Annotated in this window: 23 protein-coding genes; 9 read left to right on the top strand and 14 right to left on the bottom strand. The window is 66.9% G+C overall.

Annotation, left to right across the window (positions count from 1 at the left end):
* Positions 1–15: 15 nt before the first annotated feature.
* Positions 16–648: a MotA/TolQ/ExbB proton channel family protein gene (locus ACQY8B_RS12140; protein WP_081270371.1), complete on the bottom strand. Its 633-nt coding sequence runs from the start codon at positions 646–648 to the stop codon at positions 16–18.
* Between the two features lie 328 nt (positions 649–976).
* On the opposite strand from ACQY8B_RS12140, the gene xseA reads away from it, so the two are divergent.
* Together xseA and ACQY8B_RS12130 are read left to right on the top strand one after the other, a co-directional pair.
* Positions 977–2,275 carry an exodeoxyribonuclease VII large subunit gene (gene xseA, locus ACQY8B_RS12135; protein ID WP_422086937.1) on the top strand — a complete coding sequence of 433 codons (1,299 nt, stop codon included), beginning with the start codon at positions 977–979 and terminating at the stop codon, positions 2,273–2,275.
* Positions 2,276–2,324: 49 nt separating this feature from the next.
* Positions 2,325–2,906 (top strand): superoxide dismutase, encoded by a 582-nt coding sequence (locus tag ACQY8B_RS12130; RefSeq protein ID WP_422086936.1) that lies wholly within the window; start codon positions 2,325–2,327, stop codon positions 2,904–2,906.
* 70 nt (positions 2,907–2,976) lie between these two features.
* Here the strand turns inward: ACQY8B_RS12130 and ACQY8B_RS12125 are convergent, their stop codons facing one another.
* The 3 genes from ACQY8B_RS12125 to ACQY8B_RS12115 all read right to left on the bottom strand — a co-directional run bounded on the left by ACQY8B_RS12125 (position 2,977) and on the right by ACQY8B_RS12115 (position 4,213).
* Positions 2,977–3,435 (bottom strand): DUF192 domain-containing protein, encoded by a 459-nt coding sequence (locus ACQY8B_RS12125; RefSeq protein ID WP_422086935.1) that lies wholly within the window; start codon positions 3,433–3,435, stop codon positions 2,977–2,979.
* 101 nt (positions 3,436–3,536) lie between these two features.
* Positions 3,537–3,737: a hypothetical protein gene (locus ACQY8B_RS12120; RefSeq protein WP_422086934.1), complete on the bottom strand. Its 201-nt coding sequence runs from the start codon at positions 3,735–3,737 to the stop codon at positions 3,537–3,539.
* 152 nt (positions 3,738–3,889) lie between these two features.
* A complete protein-coding gene (locus ACQY8B_RS12115) occupies positions 3,890–4,213 on the bottom strand; it encodes a cell envelope biogenesis protein TolA (protein WP_422086933.1) in 324 nt (107 codons plus the stop codon).
* 221 nt (positions 4,214–4,434) lie between these two features.
* Between ACQY8B_RS12115 and icd the strand changes: the two genes are divergently transcribed.
* The 7 genes from icd to ACQY8B_RS12080 all read left to right on the top strand — a co-directional run bounded on the left by icd (position 4,435) and on the right by ACQY8B_RS12080 (position 12,857).
* Complete coding sequence (gene icd, locus ACQY8B_RS12110) at positions 4,435–5,694, top strand: NADP-dependent isocitrate dehydrogenase (RefSeq protein ID WP_422086932.1); 1,260 nt, start codon at positions 4,435–4,437, stop codon at positions 5,692–5,694.
* A 234-nt stretch (positions 5,695–5,928) separates the two neighbouring features.
* Entirely contained in the window at positions 5,929–6,288 is a 360-nt protein-coding gene (clpS, locus tag ACQY8B_RS12105; protein ID WP_093241028.1) for an ATP-dependent Clp protease adapter ClpS, read from the top strand.
* 67 nt (positions 6,289–6,355) lie between these two features.
* Entirely contained in the window at positions 6,356–8,677 is a 2,322-nt protein-coding gene (clpA, locus tag ACQY8B_RS12100; RefSeq protein ID WP_106934672.1) for an ATP-dependent Clp protease ATP-binding subunit ClpA, read from the top strand.
* Between the two features lie 117 nt (positions 8,678–8,794).
* Positions 8,795–10,240 (top strand): cardiolipin synthase, encoded by a 1,446-nt coding sequence (gene cls / locus ACQY8B_RS12095; protein ID WP_422086931.1) that lies wholly within the window; start codon positions 8,795–8,797, stop codon positions 10,238–10,240.
* Positions 10,241–11,680, top strand: coding sequence for an exodeoxyribonuclease I (sbcB, locus tag ACQY8B_RS12090; protein ID WP_422086930.1), 1,440 nt, complete (start codon positions 10,241–10,243; stop codon positions 11,678–11,680).
* A gap of 41 nt (positions 11,681–11,721) precedes the next feature.
* Positions 11,722–12,450: a CatB-related O-acetyltransferase gene (locus ACQY8B_RS12085; RefSeq protein WP_422086929.1), complete on the top strand. Its 729-nt coding sequence runs from the start codon at positions 11,722–11,724 to the stop codon at positions 12,448–12,450.
* Positions 12,450–12,857 carry a DUF3574 domain-containing protein gene (locus ACQY8B_RS12080; protein ID WP_422086928.1) on the top strand — a complete coding sequence of 136 codons (408 nt, stop codon included), beginning with the start codon at positions 12,450–12,452 and terminating at the stop codon, positions 12,855–12,857. Before ACQY8B_RS12085 ends, ACQY8B_RS12080 begins: the two co-directional genes overlap by 1 nt.
* Positions 12,858–13,121: 264 nt before the next feature.
* On the opposite strand, the gene ACQY8B_RS12075 is transcribed toward ACQY8B_RS12080, so the two are convergent.
* The 10 genes from ACQY8B_RS12075 to ACQY8B_RS12030 are packed head-to-tail and all read right to left on the bottom strand — an operon-like array spanning position 13,122 to position 24,308.
* Positions 13,122–13,967, bottom strand: coding sequence for an alpha/beta hydrolase (locus ACQY8B_RS12075; protein WP_422086927.1), 846 nt, complete (start codon positions 13,965–13,967; stop codon positions 13,122–13,124).
* Between the two features lie 15 nt (positions 13,968–13,982).
* Positions 13,983–15,263 carry an amidohydrolase family protein gene (locus ACQY8B_RS12070; protein WP_422086926.1) on the bottom strand — a complete coding sequence of 427 codons (1,281 nt, stop codon included), beginning with the start codon at positions 15,261–15,263 and terminating at the stop codon, positions 13,983–13,985.
* A gap of 29 nt (positions 15,264–15,292) precedes the next feature.
* Positions 15,293–15,769, bottom strand: coding sequence for a hypothetical protein (locus ACQY8B_RS12065; protein WP_422086925.1), 477 nt, complete (start codon positions 15,767–15,769; stop codon positions 15,293–15,295).
* Positions 15,770–15,778: 9 nt separating this feature from the next.
* Positions 15,779–16,237 (bottom strand): hypothetical protein, encoded by a 459-nt coding sequence (locus tag ACQY8B_RS12060; RefSeq protein WP_422086924.1) that lies wholly within the window; start codon positions 16,235–16,237, stop codon positions 15,779–15,781.
* Between the two features lie 2 nt (positions 16,238–16,239).
* Positions 16,240–17,163, bottom strand: coding sequence for an ABC transporter permease (locus tag ACQY8B_RS12055; protein ID WP_422086923.1), 924 nt, complete (start codon positions 17,161–17,163; stop codon positions 16,240–16,242).
* Positions 17,164–18,228, bottom strand: coding sequence for an ABC transporter permease (locus ACQY8B_RS12050; protein WP_422089185.1), 1,065 nt, complete (start codon positions 18,226–18,228; stop codon positions 17,164–17,166). It abuts the gene before it with no gap.
* Positions 18,228–19,826 carry an ABC transporter ATP-binding protein gene (locus ACQY8B_RS12045; protein ID WP_422086922.1) on the bottom strand — a complete coding sequence of 533 codons (1,599 nt, stop codon included), beginning with the start codon at positions 19,824–19,826 and terminating at the stop codon, positions 18,228–18,230. The genes ACQY8B_RS12050 and ACQY8B_RS12045 overlap by 1 nt, the downstream gene beginning before the upstream one ends.
* Positions 19,823–20,518, bottom strand: a complete 696-nt coding sequence (locus tag ACQY8B_RS12040; protein ID WP_422086921.1) for an alpha/beta fold hydrolase — start codon at positions 20,516–20,518, stop codon at positions 19,823–19,825. The genes ACQY8B_RS12045 and ACQY8B_RS12040 overlap by 4 nt, the downstream gene beginning before the upstream one ends.
* Before the next feature lie 44 nt (positions 20,519–20,562).
* Positions 20,563–21,531, bottom strand: a complete 969-nt coding sequence (locus ACQY8B_RS12035; protein ID WP_422086920.1) for a 5'-methylthioadenosine/S-adenosylhomocysteine nucleosidase — start codon at positions 21,529–21,531, stop codon at positions 20,563–20,565.
* A complete protein-coding gene (locus tag ACQY8B_RS12030) occupies positions 21,531–24,308 on the bottom strand; it encodes a polysaccharide deacetylase family protein (protein ID WP_422086919.1) in 2,778 nt (925 codons plus the stop codon). Before ACQY8B_RS12030 ends, ACQY8B_RS12035 begins: the two co-directional genes overlap by 1 nt.
* Positions 24,309–24,325 lie beyond the last annotated feature (17 nt).

Here is a 24,325-nt window from a genome sequence, read left to right as displayed (position 1 = left end):
CCTCGGGTCATGACGTCACTTGCGCAGGGCGTTCAGATGGCGGGCGAAACGCTCGCCCGACAGCTCGAGGTTCAGCAGGTATTCGTCGACCCGGCTGCGGAAGTAGCGCCAGAAAATGAGCGTCGGAATCGCCACGATCAGGCCGAAAGCCGTGTTGTAGAGCGCGATCGAGATGCCGTGTGCCAGTTGCGCCGGGTTGCCCGAGCCGACGGCACCGCTGCCGGGCGACTGCGAGCCGAAGATCTCGATCATGCCGATCACCGTGCCCAGCAGGCCCAGCAGCGGGGCTGCGGAAGCGATGGTGGCCAGTGCCGGCAGGTAGCGCTCCAGCTTGTGCGCCACGGTGCGGCCAGAGGCTTCCATGGCGGCGCGCAGGTCGTCTTCGGTGCAGCGGGGGTTGGCGTTCAGCGCGCGCAGGCCGGCGGCGAGCACCTGGCCGAGCATCGAGTTGCGTTCGAGCTTGGTCACCACGTCGGGGCCGGGAATGGCTCCCTGCGAGACAGTAATGGTTTCGTCGAGCAGCTTCGGCGGCAGTACCCTCACGGTCTTCAGACTCGTGAAACGTTCTATAACCAGCGCGAGCGCAATGACCGAACAAGCGAGCAAGGGCCAGATCGGCCAACCCGCGGCAACTATGATGGAAAACAAGAAAATCCTCCGGCCCGTAGACTGCAAATGCGCGGCGATTATCCACTGAGCCCACCATCGCCACGCGCCTTGTTTTGGTGTCGGCAAGGACGCACAGATTCTGTGGATAACTTTGTGACTAACCTGCTGCGCAACGTGTCCCAACCCGCATGGGATGGGCTTTCCGCTAGAACGACTGAATTTTGAGCAGCACTTTTTTCAATGAAATCAATGGCTTGCACGGAAAACCGTGCACCTGTCCCGCATTGGGCGCTGGCGGCAGGGGGCGGGCCGCCCGTTGTGGAAGAGTGGCATCTGGCCGAGCGTGCTCTTCGTGAGTTTGCGTGACATGAATTCCGCGCCAGGACCGCGCGTCTGGGCTGTCGGCGCCTTGTGCCATGCGGTTGCCGACGCGCTCGACGCGCGTTTCAACCCGGTGACGGTGCGCGGCGAAATCTCGGGTTTTTCCCGCGCCTCAAGTGGACATTGTTACTTCGCCCTCAAGGACGAATCGGGCCAGCTGCGCTGTGCGATGTTCCGCCGCGCCGCCGGCTTGCTCGATTTTTCGCCCCGCGACGGCGATCAGGTCGAGGTGCGCGGCCGACTCGCGGTGTACGAACCGCGTGGCGATCTTCAGCTCGTCGTGGAGAGCTTGCGGCGCGCGGGGCAGGGCGCCCTGTTCGAGCAGTTCATGCAGCGCAAGGCGCGTCTGGAGGCAGAGGGGCTGTTCGACCCGGCGCGCAAGCGTGCCTTGCCCGCCATGCCGCGTGCTGTGGGCGTGGTCACGTCGCTTGGGGCGGCGGCGCTGCATGACGTCGTGACGGCGCTGCGGCGCCGCGTGCCGCACATTCCCGTGATGCTGGCGCCCGCCGCCGTACAGGGGGCAAATGCGCCGGGCGAACTCGTTCGCGCGCTGCATTCGCTCTATGTGCTTGAGCCGGGGGTCGACGTGATCCTTCTGGTGCGCGGTGGCGGCTCGATCGAAGACCTGTGGGCGTTCAACGACGAGACCCTGGCGCGCACGATCGTGCAGAGCCCGGTTCCGCTCATCAGCGGCGTGGGACACGAGACCGACTTCACCATCGCCGATTTCTGTGCCGACCTGCGCGCACCCACGCCGACCGCGGCGGCAGAACTCGTCAGCGCGCCGCGTGACCTGTGGCTCGGTGCACTCGACCTGCTCGAAGAGCGGCTGGACGATTCCCTGGGCGGCCGCCTCGATGTGCTCGAGCAGCGGCTCGACCAGGCGGCGGGGCGGCTCGGGCGTCCTTCGAACCTCGTGGCGCGCCAGCAACTGCGGCTGGCGCACCACGCACAGCGCCTTCAATACGCGATGCGATCCAGGCGCGAGCGTTTGGCGCATGTGCCGCGCGCCGTAGCCGCCGACTTTCCCCTGAAACTCGAGCGCGCGGTGACGCAACGCCACGACCGGCTGGAGCGCATGGCGCTGCGGCTGCGGCTGCTCGATCCGGCATTGGTCTTGCAACGTGGCTATGCCTGGCTCACGGATGCGGACGGACGTGCAGTCGTCAGCGCGAAGCAATTGGCACCGGGCGACGCGGTCGTCGCGCGCCTCGCCGACGGCGAGGTCGACCTGACCGTCTCTCCGGGCGGCGTGACGGGCACACGTCCGACGCGACCTCAATAATTAATTCCTAGAATCCACGATTCCCACAACCAACCCACGAGAAAAAACCATGGAACATGTGCTCCCACCCCTGCCGTACGCACTCGACGCACTGGCACCCGAGTATTCGAAGGAAACCCTCGAGTACCACTACGGCAAGCACCACAACGCCTACGTGGTGAACCTCAACAACCTGCAAAAGGGCACCGAGTTCGAGTCGCTGACGCTCGAAGAGATCGTCAAGAAGTCCAGCGGCGGCATCTACAACAACGCCGCCCAGATCTGGAACCACACCTTCTTCTGGAACTGCATGAAGCCGCAAGGCGGTGGTGCACCCACCGGCGCGCTGGCCAAGGCCATCGAAGCCAAGTGGGGCAGCTACGACGCCTTCAAGGAAGCCTTCGTGAAGTCGGCCGTGGGCAACTTCGGCTCGGGCTGGACCTGGCTGGTGAAGAAGGCCGACGGTTCGGTGGATATCGTGAACACCGGCGCCGCCGGCACGCCGCTGACGACTGCAGACACCGCGCTGCTGACCGTGGACGTCTGGGAACACGCCTACTACCTCGACTACCGCAACCTGCGCCCGAAGTTCGTCGAGACCTTCCTGGCCAAGCTGGTCAACTGGGAATTCGCCGAGAAGAACTTCGGCTGAGCCCTGGTCTTGCAATGAAGAAAGCCGACCTGTGGGTCGGCTTTTTTTGTGGGCTCAAGCCAGCAACAACTCAGCGCTTGTTGGCTGTGAACAGTTCTCCCCCGAGCTTCGCGCCTTTCTTGATGTTCTTCTTGGCGAACCAGCCTTGATTCATCTCGAGCACGTAGCGCACCGGCTCGAGAGAGCAGTGCGAGTTCTCGGTCATGGGCTGCATGTCGACCAGGTTCACGATGCGGCCGTCGTCGGCCACGAAGGCGGCGGTCAGCGGCAGGATCGTGTTGCGCATCCAGAAGCACTGCGTGGCAGGCTGCTCGAACACGAAGATCATGCCTTCGGCTTGCGGCATCTCCTTGCGGAACATCAAGCCGATCTCGCGCTGCAAGGGGGTTTGCGCGATCTGCGCATCGATCTTGTACAGGCCGACCGACAACTGGGTGCGCGGCAGATCGGTCTGGGGTTGCTGCTGGGCATGCGCCGGCATCATGAAGGACGCGGACACGAGGAGCAGGGCGGCTAGACGCTGGAACATCGGACGACTCTTTCAGGGCGGGGACTGGGTGGGTCCGGCCTCAACCAAATATGCAAATGAAAATGCCCGCTGATGCGGGCATTGCCGGTGAGCTTGAAAGCTTACACCTTCTTGGAAGCAGCCGTGTGGGCCTTGGCGACGTGGCGAACCTTGTGCTTCTTGGCGGCTGCATGCTTCTTGACCGAAGCGTGCTTGGCGGCCTTGGCAGCGGGGGCGGGAGCAGCCGTGGTGGGTTCGGCTTGTTGAGCGAAAGCGCCGACTGCGAAGAGACCGGCGACCAAGGCTGCGAGCAGCTTGTTCATAAACATATCCTTTGAAATTCGTTGATCTGGATTGCCCTCCCTGCGGAAGGTAGACATTCAACGGAGGCCGTCTCGCACGGTTGACAGCCATGCGGACGCTGCGGGCAAAAAAAAGCGCTCCGAAGAGCGCTTCTTTTGCGGGGCAGGCCGAATTACTTCGGGGTGCCGCCTTGGGTCGACTTGCGCTTGACGCTGCCGTCCTTGTTGCGACGACGCTGGTCGCGGGTTTCAGCGCGCTTTTCGCCGGAAGCTGCAGCCTTGTCGGCACCGATGGCGCCGCCTTCTGGGGTCTTGGCTTCGTCGCCGGCAGCTGCCTTGACTTGGCCGGCGGGCTTGGCAGCCTTCTTGGCTTCGGCGCGTTGCTGTGCCTTGCTGTTGGTGGCGTTCCCTTGCTCGGGCGTGGTGCCGGCCGGGTTTTGGGCGTAGGCGCCAGCGGCGAACAGGCCAGCGATCATGACTGCGAGAATTTTGCTCATTGAGATTCCTCTATTCGAGAATTGATTGGAAACGCCTCCCGGCGAGCAGAAGGTCAGCCACTAACGGGGCCATTGGCCCGATGGTTGACAAACCCTCGCTGATGGGTTGCGTCTAAAATGTACAGCGATTTGTTCGCGTCCTGTACAGCGATTCCTCGCGGCTGTCTGAATTCGCTGACACTCGTCAAAATTACGCCACTCCCCCGGAGCCGAACCCCCTCATGTCCAGCTATCAGCACATCAAAGTCCCGACCGAAGGCCAGAAGATCTTGGTCAACGCTGACAACTCCCTCAATGTGCCTGACCAACCGATCATTCCCTTCATCGAAGGCGACGGGACCGGACTGGACATCACGCCGGTGATGCTGAAGGTGGTGGACGCCGCGGTGGCCAAGGCCTACGGCGGCAAGAAGAAGATCCACTGGATGGAGGTCTATGCCGGCGAGAAGTCGACCAAGGTCTACGGCCCCGACGTCTGGCTGCCCGAAGAAACGCTGCAGGCCGTGCGCGAGTACGTGATCTCCATCAAGGGCCCGCTCACCACGCCGGTCGGCGGCGGCATCCGCTCGCTGAACGTCGCGCTGCGCCAGGAACTCGATCTCTACGTCTGCCTGCGCCCCATCCGTTACTTCGAGGGCGTGCCCAGCCCGGTGCGTGAGCCGCACAAGACCAACATGGTGATCTTCCGCGAGAACTCGGAAGACATCTATGCGGGCATCGAGTTCGAAGCCGAGAGCGACAAGGCCAAGAAGCTCATCAAGTTCCTGCAGGACGAAATGGGCGTCAAGAAGATCCGCTTCCCGAACACCTCGGGCATCGGCGTCAAGCCCGTGTCGATCGAAGGCACCGAACGCCTGGTGCGCAAGGCGCTGCAGTACGCCATCGACAACGACAAGCCCAGCGTGACCATCGTCCACAAGGGCAACATCATGAAGTTCACCGAAGGTGGCTTCCGTGACTGGGCCTACAACCTGGCAGCCAAGGAGTTCGGCGCCGAACTGATCGACGGTGGCCCGTGGATGAAGTTCAAGAATCCGAAGACTGGCAAGGACATCACTGTCAAGGACAGCATTGCCGACGCGTTCCTGCAGCAGATCCTTCTGCGTCCCGCGGAGTACAGCGTGATTGCCACGCTCAACCTCAACGGCGACTACGTGTCCGACGCTTTGGCTGCGCAGGTCGGCGGCATCGGCATTGCCCCGGGCGCGAACCTGAGCGACACCGTCGCGATGTTCGAGGCCACCCATGGCACGGCGCCCAAGTACGCGGGCAAGGACTACGTGAACCCGGGTTCCGAGATCCTCTCGGCCGAAATGATGCTGCGCCACATGGGCTGGATCGAAGCCGCCGACCTGATCATCAGCTCGATGGAGAAGTCGATCGCCAGCAAGAAGGTCACTTATGACTTCGCGCGCCTGATGGACGGCGCGACGCAAGTGAGCTGCTCGGGCTTCGGCCAGGTCATGATCGACAACATGTAGTCTCGCAAGAAGCGCTTGCCGGTGTCTCGCGGCATCGTGCAGCCAGGCCCTTGGATCTTCGAAAGGAATCCAGGGGCTTTTTCTTTGCGAGATATAAGAAAGACGAGCAGCTTGCCGGTTTTTTTATGCGTCTTGGGCTGTCGCACCCGGCGCAAGCCCCTTGATTTGTCGAATATGCGCCACCAAGTCTTCATGCGCCGGCACGGTGCTTGCACGCTCTATAGAATCTTTTTCATGGCAACGAGAATTCCCAAAACTCCCAGCACCCCACCGGCCCAGAAACCGGGCGGGGATGACGGAGATTCGGTCGTCCTGGAGCGCCGGCCGCAGAAAACTGCGCCGCCCCAGATGTACCAGGTAGTGATGCTGAACGACGACTACACGCCGATGGAGTTCGTGATCGTCGTGCTGCAGGAATACTTCAGCAAGGACCGCGAAACCGCGACCCAGATCATGCTCAAGATCCACCTCGATGGCCGCGGTGTCTGTGGGGTCTATTCCCGCGACATGGCGGCCACCAAGGTCAATCAGGTGATGGAAGCCGCTCAGCAAGCAGGGCATCCGCTGCAATGTGTCAGCGAACCTGTTGCGTGAACCTGTTGAATTGCGCAAGCTCCAACCCATCTGAGAACTTATTTACAGCAAGGCAAAAGGAAATCACATGATTGCCCAGGAACTGGAAGTCAGCTTGCACATGGCCTTCGTCGAGGCCCGGCAGCAGCGCCACGAGTTCATCACCGTGGAGCATCTGCTGCTCGCTTTGCTGGACAACCCGAGCGCCGCGGAAGTTCTGCGCGCCTGCTCGGCCAACGTCGACGACCTTCGGGCGTCGCTCACCAACTTCATCAAGGACAACACGCCCCAGGTGGCGGGTACCGACGATGTCGACACCCAGCCGACCCTGGGTTTCCAGCGCGTCATCCAGCGCGCCATCATGCATGTGCAGTCCACCGGCAACGGCAAGAAGGAAGTCACCGGCGCCAACGTGCTGGTCGCTATCTTCGGTGAAAAGGACTCGCACGCCGTCTACTACCTCCACCAGCAGGGCGTGACCCGCCTGGACGTGGTGAACTTCATTGCCCACGGCATCAAGAAGAGCGATCCGCCGGAAGCCGTCAAGGGCGCGGGCGAAGCGCCTTCGAGCGAGGGCGAAGAGGGTGGCGGCGAACGCAATGAGAAGGCATCGCCGCTCGAGCAGTTCACCCAGAACCTCAACCAGCTCGCCAAGGACGGCAAGATCGATCCGTTGATCGGCCGTGAATACGAGGTCGAGCGTGTCATCCAGATCCTGTGCCGCCGGCGCAAGAACAACCCGCTGCTCGTCGGCGAGGCCGGCGTGGGCAAGACCGCCATCGCCGAGGGGCTCGCATGGCGCATCACGCAAGGCGACGTGCCGGAGATCCTGGCCGAGTCGAACGTGTTCTCGCTCGACATGGGCGCGCTGCTGGCCGGCACCAAGTACCGCGGTGACTTCGAGCAGCGCCTGAAGGGCGTGCTCAAGTCGCTCAAGGACAAGCCGAACGCCATCCTGTTCATCGACGAAATCCACACGCTGATCGGTGCGGGCGCGGCTTCGGGCGGCACGCTCGATGCGTCGAACCTGCTCAAGCCGGCGCTCTCCAGCGGCCAGCTCAAGTGCATCGGCGCCACCACCTTCACCGAATACCGCGGCATCTTCGAAAAAGACGCGGCCCTGTCGCGTCGCTTCCAGAAGGTCGACGTGGTGGAGCCGTCGGTGCAGGAAACCGTCGACATCCTGAAGGGCCTGAAGTCGCGCTTCGAGGAACACCACGGCGTGAAGTACGCGGTGGCGGCCCTGCAGGCCGCGGCCGAGCTCAGCGCCAAGTACATCAATGACCGTCATCTGCCCGACAAGGCGATCGACGTCATCGACGAAGCCGGTGCCGCCCAGCGCATCCTGCCGCCGAGCAAGCGCAAGAAGACCATCAGCAAGACCGAGGTCGAGGAAATCGTGGCGAAGATCGCGCGCATTCCCCCTGCCAACGTCAGCAACGACGACCGCAGCAAGCTGCAGACCATCGAGCGCGACCTCAAGAGCGTGGTGTTCGGCCAGGACAAGGCGCTCGAAGTGCTCGCCTCGGCGGTCAAGATGGCGCGTTCGGGCCTGGGCAAGGGCGACAAGCCGATCGGCTCGTTCCTGTTCTCCGGCCCCACGGGCGTCGGCAAGACCGAAGCCGCGAAGCAGCTTGCCTACATCATGGGCATCGAGCTGATCCGCTTCGACATGTCGGAGTACATGGAGCGCCATGCGGTGAGCCGCCTGATCGGCGCGCCTCCGGGCTACGTCGGTTTTGACCAGGGCGGCCTGCTGACCGAGGCCGTCACCAAGAAGCCGCACGCGGTGCTGCTGCTCGACGAAATCGAGAAAGCGCATCCGGACATCTTCAACGTGCTGCTGCAGGTCATGGACCACGGCACGCTGACGGACAACAACGGGCGCAAGGCCGACTTCCGCAACGTCATCATCATCATGACGACGAACGCGGGTGCCGAGACCATGAACAAGGCGACCATCGGCTTTACCAACCCGCGCCAGGCGGGCGACGAAATGGGCGACATCAAGCGCCTGTTCTCGCCCGAGTTCCGCAACCGGCTGGACGCCATCGTCAACTTCAAGGCACTGGACGAGAACATCATCCTGCGCGTGGTCGACAAGTTCCTGCTGCAGCTGGAAACCCAGCTCAGCGAGAAGAAGGTGGAAGTCACGTTCAGCGACAAGCTGCGCAAGCACCTGGCGAAGAAGGGCTTCGATCCGTTGATGGGCGCACGCCCGATGCAGCGCCTGATCCAGGACACGATCCGTCGTGCACTGGCCGACGAGCTGCTGTTCGGTCGCCTGACCGACGGTGGCCGCCTCGAAGTCGATCTCGACGACAAGGACGAAGTGCTGCTCGACATCCAGCCGCTTCCGAAGAAGGAAGGCAAGTCGAAGCCCGAGGCCGAGGAAACGGCCGCAGGCTGATAAACCAGGCAGGCAATCCGTGGCCGACGAGGCCACGGAACAGCCTCCAAAGGCCGGTAGCATCGCGCTGCCGGCCTTTTTCTTTGGGCGCGGCGCATCCACCCACCGTTTGAAGCCTTGATCCTCCCCGTCCTCAGTCCCGAATGGAAAACCGGCCTCTCCCTGGCATGGAGCGGCTACATCGCCGTGCTGTCGGTCTGGATCGTGATGCAGAAGCGCGCGCCGGTGTCCACCATGAGCTGGATCCTGTCGCTGGCGCTGCTGCCGTTCGCGGGCTTCGTCGTCTACTACTTCCTCGGCCCGCAGCGCCTGCGCAAGCAGCGACTCAAGCGCCTGCGCAGCCGCGCCGGCGCCTCCGCCCAGGCCGACGTGGCCCGGCTGCGCGATGCGGCGCAGCACGCGCCGCCCGCCCTGCAGCAGATGGCCAGGCTGGGCATGGCCACCTGCGGCGTGCCGGTGTCGAGCGCCGTCGGCGTCGAGTTGCTTTCAGGCGGCGCGCGCACCTTCGATGCCATCTTCGAGGCGGTGCGCGCCGCGCAAGACCACATCCACCTCGAGTACTACATCTTCGAGCCCGACAAGATCGGCACCGCACTGCGCGACCTGTTGATCGAGCGCGCGCAGCAGGGCGTGACGGTGCGCCTTCTGATCGACGCGCTGGGCTCCAAGCGCATCGGCCGCAAATTCATGGCGCCGCTGCACGAAGCCGGCGTGAAGGTGGCGCTGTTCCACGACACCAAGATCGGCCGCCGCCTGCGCCCGGTGACCAACTACCGCACCCACCGCAAGATCGTGGTGTGCGACGGCCGGGTCGGCTTCACGGGCGGCGTGAACATCACCGACGAGGAAGACAAGCGCACCAACCCCGACGCCTACCACGACGTGCACCTGCGCATCGAGGGCAGTGCGGTGCGCTGGCTGCAGACCACCTTCCTCGAGGATTGGACCTACGCCACCGGCGAAGACCCGCGCGGCATGGACGACGCCATGGACGCGATGCTCCCGCAGCTCGAGGCGGGCAACATTCCCGTGCAGATCGTCACCAGCGGCCCCGACAACGCGCTCGAAGCCATCCACCGCATGCATGTCGAAGCCATCCATTCGGCCACCCACCGGGCCTGGCTGACCACGCCGTATTTCGTGCCCGGCGAGCCCGCGCTCATGGCGCTCACCAGCGCCGCGCTGCGCGGTGTGGACGTGCGCCTGCTGGTGCCGCGCCGCAGCGACTCGGCCATCGTGAGCGCCGCCGCGCGCTCGTACTTCGACGAGCTGATCGCCGCCGGCGTGAAGGTGTGGGAGTACAAGGCCCGCATGCTGCATTCCAAGACCTTGGTGGTCGACGACCATTGCGCGATGATCGGCACCGCGAATTTCGACAACCGCAGCTTCCGGCTCAACTTCGAGGTCTGCGCCGTGGTCTATGGTCCGGAACTGGCCCTGCCGCTGGCGGCGCAGTTCGAGACCGATCTGCACAGTTCCGGCGCGGTGCGCGCCAACCGGCGCCTGAGCTTCTGGCGTCGTCTCGGCGATGCGATTGCGCGCCTGTTTTCACCCTTGCTCTGAATGAACCACACCTTTCTCTGGCACGACTACGAAACCTTCGGCGCAGTGCCGCGCCGCGACCGCCCCTCGCAGTTCGCGGCCATCCGCACCGACGCCGAGCTGAACGAAGTCGGCGAGCCGCTGATGATCTACTGCAAGCCCGCGCCGGACTATCTGCCCAGCCCCGAGGCGTGCCTGATCACCGGCATCACGCCTCAGGTGTGCCTGGAGCGCGGCATTCCCGAGCATGAATTCGCCGGCCATATCGAGCGCGCCTTCTCGCAGCCGGGCACCATCGGCGTCGGCTACAACACCATCCGTTTCGACGACGAGGTCACGCGCTTCCTGTTCTGGCGCAACCTGATCGACCCCTATGCGCGCGAATGGCAGAACGACTGCGGCCGCTGGGACCTGCTCGACGTGGTGCGCCTCACCTATGCGCTGCGGCCCGACGGCATCGAATGGCCGAAGAAGGAAGACGGCAAGCCCAGCTTCAAGCTCGAAGACCTGGCGCGTGCCAACGGCCTGCTGCACGAGTCGGCGCACGATGCGCTCTCCGACGTGCGCGCCACCATCGCGCTGGCCCGGCTGATCCGCGACAAGCAGCCTAAGCTGTTCGACTTCGCCTTCGGCCTGCACAAGAAAGACCGCGTGGCCGTCGAACTGGGCCTGCCCGCCATGCGCGAGACCGCCAAGCCCTTCCTGCATGTCTCTGGCATGTTCCCGGTCGAGCGCGGCTGCCTGGCCGTGATGTGGCCGCTGGCGAGCCATCCGACCAACAAGAACGAGCTGCTGGCCTGGGACCTGGCCCACGACCCAAGCGAACTGCGCGACATCGACGCCGACACCCTGCGCCTGCGCCTCTTCACCCGCACGGCCGACCTGCCCGAGGGCGTGGTGCGCCTGCCTTTGAAGGGCATTCACCTGAACAAGTCGCCGATGGTGGTCGGCAACCTGCGCACGCTGGCGCCGCCCATGGCCGAGCGCTGGGGTGTCGACCTCGACACCGCCATGCGCCACGCGGCCATCGCGCGCGACCTGCCCGACATGAGCGCCATCTGGTCGAAGGTCTACGCCCGCCCGAAGGAGGAAACGCCCGATGTCGACGAAGACCTCTACGGCGGCTTTGTCGGCAATGCCGATCGCCGCCGCCTGAACCAGCTGCGCAGCCTGTCGCCCGAGGAACTGGCCAAGGACCGCACCGGCTTCGACGACGGGCGGCTCGACGAGATCCTGTTCCGCTACCGCGCGCGCAACTGGCCCGAGCTGCTGAGCGAAGATGAGAACGAGCGCTGGGAAGCGCTGCGCGTGGCAAAGCTCTTCAAGGGCGAGGGCGGGGCGCGCACCATCGAGATGCTGTTCAGCGAGGTCGACGCGCTCTCCGAGAACGCCGACGAGCGGGGCGAGGAAATCCTCGGCGCCCTCTATGAATACGCAGAGGCGATTGCGCCTGAGGCCTGACCGAGGCCTGCAGGCCGATCGAACGGAAGAACGAACGAACCATGCTGCAAATCAATCCCGAGCTGTCGACCGCCCTCGAGGAATACGGCCTGTTCCTCGCCACCGGCGCGATGGTGGCGCTGCCGTTTCGCTTCGAGCCGCCAGTGCGGCTGTTCGTGAACGTCCACACCAACGGGGTGTCGATGGGGGCGTATTCGTACATTGCGCCTCTCGTGCAGCTGCATCAGTTCCGTATGGGGCGCTACTGCTCGGTCGGCGACAACCTGAACGTGCTGACCCAGCACCCGTCGGACTGGCTGACGACTCACCCTGTTTCCCACCAGCCGTTCTTTCCGCCGCCGTTCAGCCATGTGTCCACCCACGAATACCCGCAGCTCGAACGGACCGTGATCGGCAATGATGTGTGGATCGGCTCGCGCGTGAGCATGAAGAGCGGCCTGACCATCGGCGACGGCGCGATCATCGGAGCGGGCTCGGTGGTGACCAAGGACGTGCCGCCGTTCGCCGTGATGGGCGGCGTGCCCGCGCGCATGATTCGCCGCCGCTTTTCTGACGCGCTCATCGAGCGCATCCAGGCTTGCCCGTGGTGGGACTGGGACCTGCGCCATCTCACGCTCGACTGGCGCAAGCCTGAAGAGGCGCAGACCTTGCTGGAGGCCGCCGTGGCCGAAGGGCGCGTGGTGCGATGGAGCCCGGGCTGGCGCGTGCTCGAGCACGGCACGCCGGCCGAGGAAGGCCAGGCGCGGCCGCTCGTGGTGCGGGTCGAGTGATGCGTGGCGCGTGGCTGTTCGGTGCCGCGGCACTCGTGCTTTCCGCGTGCGGCACCGTGCCGCCTGCATCATGCGCCTCCGGCTTCGACGCCTCCGAGCGCGACACGCTCTATTTCGGCCGTGCCATCCCCGCCGGTGGGCAGGTCTCCGACGCACAGTGGAGCGATTTCCTCGAAACCGCCGTGACCCCGGCGTTTCCGCAGGGCCTGAGCGTGATCGACGCCGCCGGCCAATGGCGCGGCGCATCGGGCGAAGTGGGGCGCGAGCCGTCGAAGCTCGTGGTCCTGCTGCACCCGCGCAGCGCCAAGGACGATGCCGCCATTGCCGGCATCCTCGACACGTACCGCAAGCGCTTCGGGCAGGAGGCGGTGCTGCAGGAAAGGCAATCCGTCTGTGTCCGCTTCTGACAACGATAAAAACCTCGTTCGCCGGCTCACGGCCTCCGATGCGGCGGCCTACCGTGCCCTGATGCTCGACGCCTATGCCACGCACCCCAGCGCCTTCACTTCCACCGTTCAGGAGCGGGAAGGCTTGACGACACCGGCGTGCTGGCCGGTGCGGCGGGGCTCGCCTTCGGCGTGCGAAAGCGGGAGCGCCAGCCGCTGGCCATCGACGTCGATGGCGAATTGCCCGGCAAGGTCCATATGCGGTGCGACCTGGAGTCGCCCGCCTCAGCGAGCCCGCCGGTCGATAGAGGCAATGAAGGCGTCCACCGCTGAGGTGTAGGCGCCGGGCAGGCCGAGTTCGGCGTTGATCTGCGCATGCGACAGGTCTTCGGGCACCACCTCCGCGCGTCCGCCCGTGGCCTTGACGCGTGCTGCGAACTGACTGGCCTGCGTGCAAGAACCGTCACGGCGTTGCGTCGAGCACACCAGCAGCATCGGCGGCGCGCCGGGCGCCAGCGCATCGGTCGGCGACACGGTGCGCCAGAAGGCCGGGTCGCTGCCGAACACGCGGTCGTAGAAGGGCGGATGGCGACGTTCCATCAGGGCCGCGGTGTCGAGTGCGGCGCTGTCGAGGGCGACCGCACCGAGCCAGGGCCGGGCGCCTTGCTGCCGCGCGATACCGGGTGATGCACTCAGCAGCGCGACCAGATGCGCGCCCGCGGAATGCCCCATGAGCACGAGCCGGCCCGCGTCGCCGCCCCACGAGGCTGCGCCGGCCTGCACTGCGGCCACCGCGCGCGCCACGTCCTGCGCCTGCTGCATCACATCGACCTGCGGCACGAAGCGGTAGGCCACCGACACCAGGATGAAACCCTGTTCGCGCACCCAGTGCTCGACCTTGAGATCCACCACCGAAGCGGCGTCTTTCTTGCCGAACATCCAGGCGCCGCCATGAACCATCACCAGTACCGGCGCTCCGTGCGCACCGGGCGGCAGGTAGACGTCCATGCGCTGCGCTGCGTCTGTGCCGTAGGGCAGGTCGGCCAGCCGACGAACGTCGGTTTGCGCCAATGCCGGAGCAAGCGCCAGTGTCAGCAGCCAGGCGATGCAATGTGGCAGAAGGCGCTTCATAGAAAAGCTCCCCGGTCAGGCCTTCGGGATCATCCAGCCGGTCTCGCCGCCGCGCCCCGGCAAATGCAGCGTCGCGGTGGCGGCCGGCGTCTGCGCCAGCAGCCGGCCCTTGCGGAACACCTTGAGCCGCGTGGCGCGCAGGCGGATGGCTTCGACCGGGTCGCGCGCCTGCAGCAGCACGAAGCTCGCGTCGCAGCCGGCCTCGATGCCGTAGTTTTCCAGGTGCATCACGCGCGCCGCGTTCGTCGTCACCGCGTCGAAGCACTGGCGGATGCCCGCCTGGCTGGTCATCTGCGCCACGTGCAGCCCCATGTGCGCCACTTCGAGCATGTCGCCCGAACCCATGCCGTACCAGGGGTCCATCACGCAGTCGTGGCCGAAGGCGACGTTCACGCCGGCGGCCATCAGCTCGGGCACGCGCGTCATGCCGCGGCGCTTGGGGTAGCTGTCGTGGCGGCCTTGCAGCGTGATGTTGATCAGCGGATTGGAGATGACAGCCACGCCGCTCTGCGCGATCAGCGGCAGCAGCTTGCTCACGTAGTAGTTGTCCATCGAGTGCATCGAGGTGCAGTGCGAGCCCGTTACGCGGCCCTGCATGCCCAGGCGCTGTGCCTCGAAGGCCAGCGTCTCGATGTGGCGCGACAGCGGGTCGTCGGACTCGTCGCAATGCATGTCGACCAGCTTGCCGCGCTCGGCGGCCATTTCGCACAGCAGCTTCACGCTGGCGGCGCCGTCGGCCATGGTGCGCTCGAAATGGGGAATGCCGCCGACCACGTCCACGCCCTTGTCGAGCGCGCGCTCCAGGTTCTCGACGCCGCCGGGAGAGCGCAGCACGCCGTCCTGCGGGAAGGCGACCAATTGCAGATCGAGGTAGGGCGCCACCAGGCGCTTCACTTCGAGCAGCGCATCGACCGCGAGCAGGCTCGGGTCGCTGGTGTCCACGTGCGAGCGCACCGCCAGCAGCCCCTTGGCCACGGCCCAGTCGCAGTAGGCCAGCGCGCGCTCGATCAGCGCCTCCGCCGTGAGCAGCGGCTTGAGTTCGCCCCAGAGCGCGATGCCTTCGAGCAGCGTGCCGCTCTGGTTGACGCGCGGCAGGCCGTAGCTCAGCGTGGCATCCATGTGGAAATGCGGGTCGACGAAATGCGGCGCGAGCAGCATGCCTTGCGCATCCAGCTTTTCATGCGCGGGTGCGTCCAGGCCCTCGGTGACTTCGGCGATGCGGCCGTCCTGCACGGCGATCGACATACCGGTGCGGCCGTCGGGGAGGGTGGCGTTGGTGATCAGGAGGTCGAGCATCGTGTGGGTCTTGTGAATCGATCGGGGGTCTATTTTCCGTCGCCGCTTTCTCCAGGCATGGGCTGCGGCGTCCAGTGAAGATAGATGTGCACGTTTTCGCTACGGTCGCGCGCGACGCCGGTTTCTCCCCAGGAAAACGTGGCCGGCTGGCGCGGCACGCCGGCCGACGCCAGCCAGCGCTCGTGAAAGCGGTAGCGGTCGTCGGCGCTGGCGTGGAAGGCTTCGGTGTCCAGGTTGCGGTGGCGATGGGGCGTCAGCGTGATGAATGCGCTGGCCAGCCGTTCGTACTCGAAGCGCAGGGTCAGCTCGACGCCGCTGCGGTCGGTGGTGGCCGTGCTGCTGGCGGTGGCGAATACGCATTCGATCTGCCGGCCTTCCACGTTCACCATGTGCCAGGTCTTCAGGAAGAGGGGCGGAACGTCATCGGCCCGGCTGTCCGCATCGATGACGGCGCCGAAGACTTCGATGCGGCCGGTCGCGGCGTCGAGTGCCAGGGGCAGCGTCATGGGCCGGGCCTAGCGGGTGCGCTGCGCCCGGAACAGGTATTGCCCCGGCCTGGGCCCGACCTCGATGGTCACGCGGCGCAGCTTGTCGTCGTGCCCCGAGCTGGCCTTTGCCGTCACCACGATGCCGCGCGGCGTGGCCCGGCAGGTGAGCTCCGACAGGCCGATCTCCGCATGGTCGTTGTCGAGTTCCGCAATGGACACGGTGTGCGCGGCCTGCAGGCTGCCTTCGGCGTCGCGTTTCATCCATTGCACGTAAAGGAACGACTGCGCGAACTGCTCGGCGTGGATCACCCGGTACACGCCCTGGTGGTCGTTGTCCCAGGTGCCGCACAGCTGCACCCAGTCGACCGCGTCGGGCGTCTTGAAATTCTCGTAGGTGATGTCGGCTCCCAGCGCGTGCGCGCCGCCGCCGCACACGACCAGCAGGGCGGCGAGCAACCGGGCTCGAATGGCGGAAGGCGCGTTCATCGTCAACGTTCCCCTTTGCGGTAGGGCTTCATCAGTGCCTGCGGATAGCTGGCCTTGCGTGCCACCAGCACCAGCGCCAGGATCGACAGCAGGTACGGCAGCATCAGGTACAGCTGGTAGGGCAGCACGGCATCGCCCGATTGTTGCAGCCGCAGCTGCAGCGCGTCGAAGAACGCGAACAGCAGCGCGCCGAGCAGCGCCTTGCCCGGCCGCCACGAGGCGAACACTACCAGCGCCACGCAGATCCAGCCACGCCCGTTGACCATGTTGAAGAAGAAGGCGTTGAAGGCCGACAGCGTGAGGAAGGAGCCGGCCATGCCCATCAGCGCCGAGCCCGCGACGATGGCGCCGGTGCGCGTGGCCGCGACCGACACGCCCTGGCTCTCGGCCGCCTGCGGGTTCTCGCCGGCCATGCGCAGCGCCAGCCCGAGCGGCGTGCGGTAAAGCACCCAGCCCACCGCCGGCACCAGCAGCAGCGCGAACAGCGTGAGCGCGGTCTGCGCATTGAGGATGGGCAACGGGAGCCAGTCCATCGGCGCGAAGGGCGTGATGGTCGGCGGCGTGTTCACCTTGGGAAAGCTCACGCGGTAGCCGAAGTAGCTGAGCGCGGTCGCCAGCAGCGTGATGCCCAGCCCCGACACATGCTGCGATAGCGCGAGTCCCACGGTCAAAAACGCGTGCAGCAGGCCGAACACCATGCCTGTGAGCGCGGCCACGCCGACGCCCACCCACAGCGGCGCGCCGGCATACACCGCGAGCCAGCCGGTGAAGGCGCCGGCGACCATGATCCCCTCGATGCCGAGGTTGAGCACGCCCGCGCGTTCGCACAGCAGCACGCCGAGCGTGCCGAGGATCAGCGGGGTGGCGATGCGCAGCACCGCGACCCAGAAGGCGGGGTTGGCGAGGATGTCGAGCAAGTCGGTCATTTACTTCTTCATCCGCACGCGGTATTGCGTCAGCAACGTCGCCACCAGCACCGCGATCAGCGAGGCCGCGACGATCACGTCGGCGATATAGGTCGGCACGCCCACCGCGCGGCTCATGGTGTCCGCACCCACCAGCACGCCCGCCACGAACACGCCGGCCGCGATCACGCCCAGCGGATGCAGGCCGGCCAGCATCGCGATCACGATGCCGGTGTAGCCGTAGCCCGGCGACATGTCGAGCGTGACGTAGCTGGTGCGGCCCGCCACTTCGATGGCGCCGGCCAGCCCGGCCAGCGCGCCGGACAGCAGCGCCACCATGACCACGGTGCGCGTCACCGGCACGCCCGCGAAGGCGGCGGCGCGCGCATTGGCGCCCACCGCTCGGATGTCGAAGCCCAGCACCGTGTACTTGAAGACGGCCCACACCATCACCGCGAGCGACACCGCCCACAGCAGCCCGGTGTGCACCCGCGTCTGCGCGACCAGCTTGCCCAGCTCCAGGTCGGACTGCAGCGACACGCTCTGCGGCCAGCCCATGGCGCTCGGGTCTTTCATCGGCCCGTCGAGCAGCGCAGACACGCCCAGCAGCACGATGAAGTTGATCAGCAGCGTGGTCACGACCTCGTCCACGCCCAGCTTGTTCTTCATGAGCGCCGGGCCCAGCAGCATCAGCGCGCCGGCCACGGCGGCGGCCAGCATCATCAGCGGGAACAGCAGCCAGGGCGACAGCTCGAAGCCCGTGCCGCCATGCATGCCGCCCACTGCGACAGCGGCCAGCGCGCCGGCATAGAGCTGCCCCTCGGCCCCGATGTTGAAGAGCCGCGCCTTGAAAGCGACCGTGGCCGCCAGCCCGGTGAGGATCAGCGGAATGGCGCGCGTCAGCGTTTCGCTCCAGGCGAACACCGAGCCGAAGCCGCCCTGCAGCAGCAGCGCGTAGGTGCGGCCGACCGGCGCGCCGGCCCACAGCACCAGCAGGGCGCTGACGAGCATGGTGAACACGACCGCGCCGACGGGTGCGAGCACCAGCGCCGTTCGCGAGGTTTCGTGGCGTTTTTCGAGCCGCATCATGAGGACGCTCCTTTGCGCTGCGGCGCTGTTGTTGCGCCGGCCATGGCCAGGCCGATCGCCTCGCGCGTCCATGCGGCGGCGGGGCGCGCTTCGCCCAGATGGCCGCCGTGCATCACGGCCACGCGGTCGCCGAGCGCCAGGACTTCGTCGAGGTCGTCCGAAATCACCAGCACGGCGGCGCCGGCGTCTCGTGCGGCGATGAGCTGCTGCTGCACATAGGCGACCGCGCCGATGTCCAGGCCCCAGGTCGGCTGGTGCGCGACGATGAGGCGCGGTGCGCGGTTCGGATATTTCTTGTTGTCGTCGCCCTTGGCCGCTTCGGGTTGCTCGGGAGAGAGCAGGGCGCGGCCCAGGATCAGCTTCTGCATGTTCCCGCCGGAGAGCGAGCGGGCCGGGGCCATCAGGCCGGCACCTCGCACGTCGAACGCCTTTTCGATGCGCCGCGCATGCAGCTTCGCGGCGGCGCGCTTCACGAGGAAAGACCAGCGCGAGAACACCGGGTTGCGCAGCCGCTCGGACACCGCGTTCTCCCACACCGGCAGGTCACCGACCACGCCGACTGCATGCCGGTCTTCGGGTATGCGCGCGACGCCGCGTTGCACCAGCCGGGCGGGCGAGGGCGGCAAGGCGCGGCCCATCAGCTGCGCGGAGCCCGAGGAGGCCCGGCGCGTGCCGCACAGCAGCTCGGCCAGCGCGACCTGTCCGTTGCCGGACACGCCCGCGATGGCGGTGATTTCGCCGGCGCGCAGCGTCAGCGATACCTCACGCAGCCGGTCCTGCCCGCCGTCCTTGCCGGCGGCGGTGCTCACATGGTCGAGCACGCAGACCGCATCGCCCACCGACTTCGCGGGCCGGCGCTGTGGCGCCTCGACCGCGTGGCCCACCATCCACAGCGCGAGCTGCGCCTGCGTGGTGTCGGCCGTGCGCGCCTCGGCCACCAGCTTGCCGCCGCGCAGCACGGCCACGCGGTGCGACACGCGCAGCACCTCGCCGAGCTTGTGGCTGATGAAGATGACCGACAGGCCCTGCGCCACCATCTGCGCCAGCGTGGCGAACAGCGCCTCGCTCTCCTGGGGCGTGAGCACGGCGGTCGGCTCGTCGAGGATCAGGATGCGCGCGCCGCGGTACAGCGCCTTGAGAATCTCCACCCGCTGGCGCTCGCCGACCGACAGGCTGCCGATCTTCGCGTCCGGCTGCACCGGCAGGCCGAAGCGCTGCGCCACGTCGAGCAGCCTGGCGCGCGCGGCCGCGCGGCGGGACACCGGGCGCCACAGCGGCTCGGTGCCCATCATCACGTTGTCGAGCACGCTGAGGTTGTCGGCCAGCGTGAAGTGCTGGTGCACCATGCCCACGCCGGCGGCCAGCGCGGCCTTGGGGTTGCCCGGCGGCAGCGGCGTGCCGAAGACTTCGATGCAGCCCTCGTCGGCGACGTAGTGGCCGAACAGGATCGACATCAGCGTCGACTTGCCCGCGCCGTTCTCTCCGAGCAGCGCGAGCACTTCGCCGGCCTGCAGGTCGAGTGAAATGGCGTCGTTGGCCACCAGGGCGCCGAAGCGCTTGGTGATGCCGCTGAGCCGGAGCACAAGAGGGTTCATGGGTTGGCGGGCCCGGGGCTGCCGAGCTCGCGGCAAAAGTTTTCGATGGCCTGGGCGGCAGCGGCGGGCGCGGCCTGCAGCAGGCCGTGCGGACCTTCCAGCCGGACGATGCGAAGGCCCGGCAGCGCGCGCTGTATGGTACGGGCGGCCCGGCCGGGAACGATGCGGTCATCGATGGCCTGCAGGTACATCACGGGCACGCGCACCTGCGAGAGCTTGTCGACCACGTCCACACGCTGCACTTCTCTCATGCGGCGTGTCATGACGGCGGTCGACACCTGCCGCAGCGAATCCTGCAGCAAGGCCGAAAGGCGCGGCGTGGCAAAACGGCCCAGCAGCATGCGGCGCATGGGGCCGCGCATCAGGCCGGAGTGCATGAACTTCATCGACAGCTCGAGCAGGCCGCCGCGCAGCAGCGCCAGCCCCGGCTTGGGGCTGCGGGCAAAGCTGCAGCACAGGATCAGCCCGCGCAGCCCCGGCGGCGGGGCCGCGGCGATGGAGATGGCGAGCGGGCCCGAGAAGGATTCGCCGAGCAGCACGAAGGGCTGGCCGGTGGGGAGTTGCGCGCGCACCAGCCGTTCGAGTTCGTCGTAGCCCAGCGGCTCGCTGCCGGGGTAGCGCATCACGTCGATGGCGTCGCGCCGCCCCATGGCCTGGGCCAGGGGCTCGAACAGCTCGCCGGTGCCGTCCATGCCCGGAAGCAGAACAAGGCGGATGAGGCCAGCAGGCGCCGCCGTCACTTCCAGGCGGCCAGGAACGCCAGCATGACCTTGGCGGAGTTGTCCGCCGCGATGCTCATGAAGGTACCCATTTCGTTCTCGCCGTCGCCGCCGCCCGCGAGGTCGCTGAGCGAGCGGAAGGCGATGAAGGGCACGCCGTTGCTGTACGCGACCATGCCCACGGCGGCTGTCTCCATGTCGAGCACGTTGGCCTGGAAAGTCTTGTAGGTGTATTCGCGGTAGGCCTTGTTGTCCATGAAGGCCTGGCCCGACACGCCGTTGCCGCCCACCACCAGCTGCGGCTTGCGCGGCAGGCACTTGCCGGCGCCGCAGTTCGCCAGGTCGACGTTGCGGATGCTGCGCGCCACTTCGAGCATCTTCGGGTCGGCCTCGAACCAGAACTTGCGCACGATCTGCGGATTGGCGGCCGAGCGCACCTCGACCGGGCGCGGGAACATCATCCCGAAGTTGGGCAGCGTGGCGTCGGTGATGAAGGGCGGCGCGCTGTACTTGCCCGGCGCGGTTTCGCGCGCCATCAGCACTTCGAGGTACTGGCCCCATTGCGCGGGCACCGTCACGTCGCCCACGTGCAGCTGCGGGTTCACGCCGCCCGCGATGCCGCTGAACACGATATTGGTGATGCGAAAGCGGTTGAGCACCAGCTGCGTGTTCATGGTCGCGTTCGTCATGCTGATGCCCGACAGGAACAGCACCACGGGCTTGCCTTCGAGCGTGCCGGTGGTGAACTCCACACCGTTCACGCTGTGCTTCACCGGGCCTTGCAGCCGGGTCAGCAGCAGCTTCAGCTCGGGCTCGAAGGCCGACAGCACCGCGATGCGCGGCGTGTCGTCAAGCCGCGTGCTGCTGTTGATGCTGACCACGTCGGACTTGTAGACGCCGGCGCAGCCCGCCAGCAGCACCCCGAGCGTGGCGGCCAGAAAGGGCGCGCGCAGGCGCCGCAGCAGGGAGGATGTGTGGTTCGTCATTATGAGTTCGTCGGTAGTTGCGGGCGGTGGGCTGCGTCGGGCGTGGCGATCCAGGCTTGCAGCGACGCGACGCGCGCGTGCTTCGGCGCAAGGCCGACGAAGGTGGTGTAGGCGGCCAGCGCCTTGGCGTCGTTGCCCGATTGCAGGTAGGCGTCGCCCAGGTTCAGGTAGGCGAGGGCGCGGCTGCCGTCCATCTCGATGGCCTGCTCGAACCAGCGCGCGGCCTCCACCGGCTTGCCGCGCTTGAAGTACACGAAGCCCAGGTTGTTGGCCGCCAGCGCAAAGCGCGGCTGCAGCTTCAGCGCCTCGGTGAAGGCGGCTTCGGCTTCGTCGTAGCGGCGTTCGCGGTACAGCTGCAGGCCGCGGTCGTTGGCGCGCTGGGCGGCCACGCGCGGCGAGACCGGTGCCGCGGCCGGCATGGTCAGCTTGGCGTCGGCGCCTTCGAGGTTCTTCACCACCACCTCGATGGCGGCGGGGCCTGCCTTGGGTGTTGCCGCCGTGGTGTGCACGGCCTGCTCGTTGGCCTCGTCGATGCGCTTGTTGACCTGGCTGGCGGCCGCGTCGAGCTGCACGATGTCGCCGCTGAGGCCTTCGCGCTCGGTTGGCAGCTCGAAGACGAACTCGCCACCCTCCGAGCCCGGCAGGCTGCCGAACGCCGGCGTCTGCCGCGCGATGGCCGAGACGGCCGGCGCCACATAGGCAGCAAGCTCGGTGCCGGTGATGACGCCGTCGCCGTTCAGGTCGGCCTTGCCCGACAGCGCCTGCAGCACGGTCCAGGTGAAGACCGAGTGCCCGCCGGGGCCGTCGTCGGCCACCTGCTGGTCGGCGCCGCCGGCGGTGATCATCTGGCGGCCGACGCGGCGCGCGTTGTCGCTCAGGAAGTTCTTGCTGCCGCGCGGCGCACCGCCGCGCGTGAGGCCCAGGCCCGAGTAGCAGGCGTCCACCATGAACAGCACATGCTTGGCCGACAGCGCCTCGGCCACCTCCTGCAGCTGCGGCATCGAGATGGCGTCGGAAGCCAGGTCGTCCAGCGCCGCGTCGACCGGGATGATGTAGCCCACGTCGCGCCCGCTCGCGAGCTTGCGGGTGCTGCCGTGGCCGGCGAAGAACACCAGCACGCGGTCGTCGCGCTTCACGCGCCTGGTGTCGGCGAGCTTGTCGTTGAGCACGCGCAGTATGTTGGCGCGCGTGGCCTCGCCGTCGTACAGCGCGGTCACGTTCTCGGGCTTGAAGCCGAAGCGGGTGACGAGCAGTTGCTCCATCGACTTGGCGTCGGGCACGGCATGGTGCAGGCCGGGCCACTTGGCGTACTTGTCGATGCCGATCACCAGCGCGTGGCTGTCTCGGTAGAGCGTGTCGCCGCTGCCGGCGGCGGCCACGCCGTCGTCCGGCGGCGGGCGCTTGGCCGCATTGACGACGAACTTGCCGTCGCGCCAGGTGGCGAAGCGGTAGCCGTCGGCCACCAGCTGGTCTAGCACCGTGGGCAGTGCCTGCACGGTGCGGCCCTGGATGTCGTGGAACAGGATCACGCCGCGCTTGGCCTTGTCGACCTCGGCCAGCACGCGGTCGGCGATCGACTTGGGCACGGGGTCGGCCCAGTCCATGGAGTCGACGGTCCAGAGCATCGAGCGCAGCTTGAGCGCCTCGACCGTGCTCAGCTTGTCCTCGTTGCGCGCGCCGTACGGAAAGCGGAACAGTGTGGACTGCGGACGGCCGGTGGCGTCGAGCAGGGCCTCGGTCTCGGAGGCCTCGGTGCGCACCGTGTCGTCGCTCATCTTGGCCATCACGCCGTGGCTGAAGCTGTGGTTGGCGAGCACGTGGCCGGCGGCCAGCACGCGCTTGGCCACCGCGCCGTTGGCGCCCAGCTGCGCCTTGCCCTGTGCGTCGAGCTTGCCGAGGTTGCGGCCCAGCTCGAAGAAGATGGCGGGCGCGTCGTAGCGCTTGAGGATCTCCAGGATCTCGTCGGTGTGCCTGGCGTGCGGGCCGTCGTCGAAGGTCAGCACCACGGTCTTCGGCGGCAGCGAGGTGCCGAAGATCTCGCGGGTGTCGGCGCCTTCCTTTTCCTTGGCGCCGCTGCCGGCGGGCTGGGTTGCCTGCGTATACGGAACGATGGAGCCGAAGTCTTTCAGGATCTTCTCGCGCGAATACAGGCCCTGCAGCTTGGCCACGTAGTCGGACCACTTCTCGCGCTGGGGCTCGATGCCGCGCTGTGCGAAACGGCCGAACACGTCTTTCAGCTCGCGGTCGTAGGCCTGCTCGATCTCGGCGAGCACGGCCAGGTCTTCGCTGGCGCGGCGGCCGAGCTTGAGGCCGGGCAGCGACTGCGCCTGGGCGTAGCGCGTGCTCAGCTCGGAGAGGAATTCCTTGAACGCGAGGCGGTCGGCGTCGAACCAGCCGGGTTCGCTTTCGATGCGGTCCAGCAGAGCGTTCAGTGCCGGCAAGGTGGCCGGATCGGTCATCTCGCCGGCCTGGTCGATGAGGGCCTGCTGGCGCTCCTGCATGTCGTGGAACAGCAGTTGCCCGACCGCGCCGACGGCACGCTTCTCGGCCGCGTCGAGCGTTCGCTCGCCGGTCATCAGCACGATCATCTGCCGGTGGGCGGCGAGCAGGGCGTCGGCGCGCTCCTGCAGCGCGGCCGGAATGCCTGCGGGAACGGCGGCGGCCGGCGGGGGCGCCGCGGCGGCCGCAGGTGTGGCTGCGGCAGGCGGTGGCGCCGTGCCGGCGGATTCAGGCTGGCATGCGGCCAGGCCGGCGACGGCCAGCGCCGCAACCGCCATGCCCCGGATTGCGGTCC

The organism is Variovorax sp., assembly GCF_965279555.1.
Lineage (GTDB): Bacteria > Pseudomonadota > Gammaproteobacteria > Burkholderiales > Burkholderiaceae_C > Variovorax.
The sequence above is the reverse complement of the archived record's forward strand: the minus strand, read 5'-3'. Positions and strand labels throughout refer to the sequence as shown.

Bases quoted from the DNA above. Each gene is read 5' to 3' on its own strand.
- ACQY8B_RS12075 (WP_422086927.1), bottom strand. From the start codon at position 13,967: ATGAAGCGCCTTCTGCCACATTGCATCGCCTGGCTGCTGACACTGGCG.
- clpA (WP_106934672.1), top strand. From the start codon at position 6,356: ATGATTGCCCAGGAACTGGAAGTCAGCTTGCACATGGCCTTCGTCGAG.
- ACQY8B_RS12130 (WP_422086936.1), top strand. From the start codon at position 2,325: ATGGAACATGTGCTCCCACCCCTGCCGTACGCACTCGACGCACTGGCA.
- ACQY8B_RS12030 (WP_422086919.1), bottom strand. From the start codon at position 24,308: ATGGCGGTTGCGGCGCTGGCCGTCGCCGGCCTGGCCGCATGCCAGCCT.
- ACQY8B_RS12115 (WP_422086933.1), bottom strand. From the start codon at position 4,213: ATGAGCAAAATTCTCGCAGTCATGATCGCTGGCCTGTTCGCCGCTGGC.
- ACQY8B_RS12120 (WP_422086934.1), bottom strand. From the start codon at position 3,737: ATGAACAAGCTGCTCGCAGCCTTGGTCGCCGGTCTCTTCGCAGTCGGC.
- ACQY8B_RS12070 (WP_422086926.1), bottom strand. From the start codon at position 15,263: ATGCTCGACCTCCTGATCACCAACGCCACCCTCCCCGACGGCCGCACC.
- ACQY8B_RS12125 (WP_422086935.1), bottom strand. From the start codon at position 3,435: ATGTTCCAGCGTCTAGCCGCCCTGCTCCTCGTGTCCGCGTCCTTCATG.
- ACQY8B_RS12040 (WP_422086921.1), bottom strand. From the start codon at position 20,518: ATGGACGGCACCGGCGAGCTGTTCGAGCCCCTGGCCCAGGCCATGGGG.
- ACQY8B_RS12050 (WP_422089185.1), bottom strand. From the start codon at position 18,228: ATGCGGCTCGAAAAACGCCACGAAACCTCGCGAACGGCGCTGGTGCTC.
- ACQY8B_RS12035 (WP_422086920.1), bottom strand. From the start codon at position 21,531: ATGACGAACCACACATCCTCCCTGCTGCGGCGCCTGCGCGCGCCCTTT.
- icd (WP_422086932.1), top strand. From the start codon at position 4,435: ATGTCCAGCTATCAGCACATCAAAGTCCCGACCGAAGGCCAGAAGATC.
- ACQY8B_RS12065 (WP_422086925.1), bottom strand. From the start codon at position 15,769: ATGACGCTGCCCCTGGCACTCGACGCCGCGACCGGCCGCATCGAAGTC.
- ACQY8B_RS12055 (WP_422086923.1), bottom strand. From the start codon at position 17,163: ATGACCGACTTGCTCGACATCCTCGCCAACCCCGCCTTCTGGGTCGCG.
- clpS (WP_093241028.1), top strand. From the start codon at position 5,929: ATGGCAACGAGAATTCCCAAAACTCCCAGCACCCCACCGGCCCAGAAA.
- ACQY8B_RS12045 (WP_422086922.1), bottom strand. From the start codon at position 19,826: ATGAACCCTCTTGTGCTCCGGCTCAGCGGCATCACCAAGCGCTTCGGC.
- ACQY8B_RS12060 (WP_422086924.1), bottom strand. From the start codon at position 16,237: ATGAACGCGCCTTCCGCCATTCGAGCCCGGTTGCTCGCCGCCCTGCTG.
- sbcB (WP_422086930.1), top strand. From the start codon at position 10,241: ATGAACCACACCTTTCTCTGGCACGACTACGAAACCTTCGGCGCAGTG.
- xseA (WP_422086937.1), top strand. From the start codon at position 977: ATGAATTCCGCGCCAGGACCGCGCGTCTGGGCTGTCGGCGCCTTGTGC.
- ACQY8B_RS12080 (WP_422086928.1), top strand. From the start codon at position 12,450: ATGCGTGGCGCGTGGCTGTTCGGTGCCGCGGCACTCGTGCTTTCCGCG.
- ACQY8B_RS12085 (WP_422086929.1), top strand. From the start codon at position 11,722: ATGCTGCAAATCAATCCCGAGCTGTCGACCGCCCTCGAGGAATACGGC.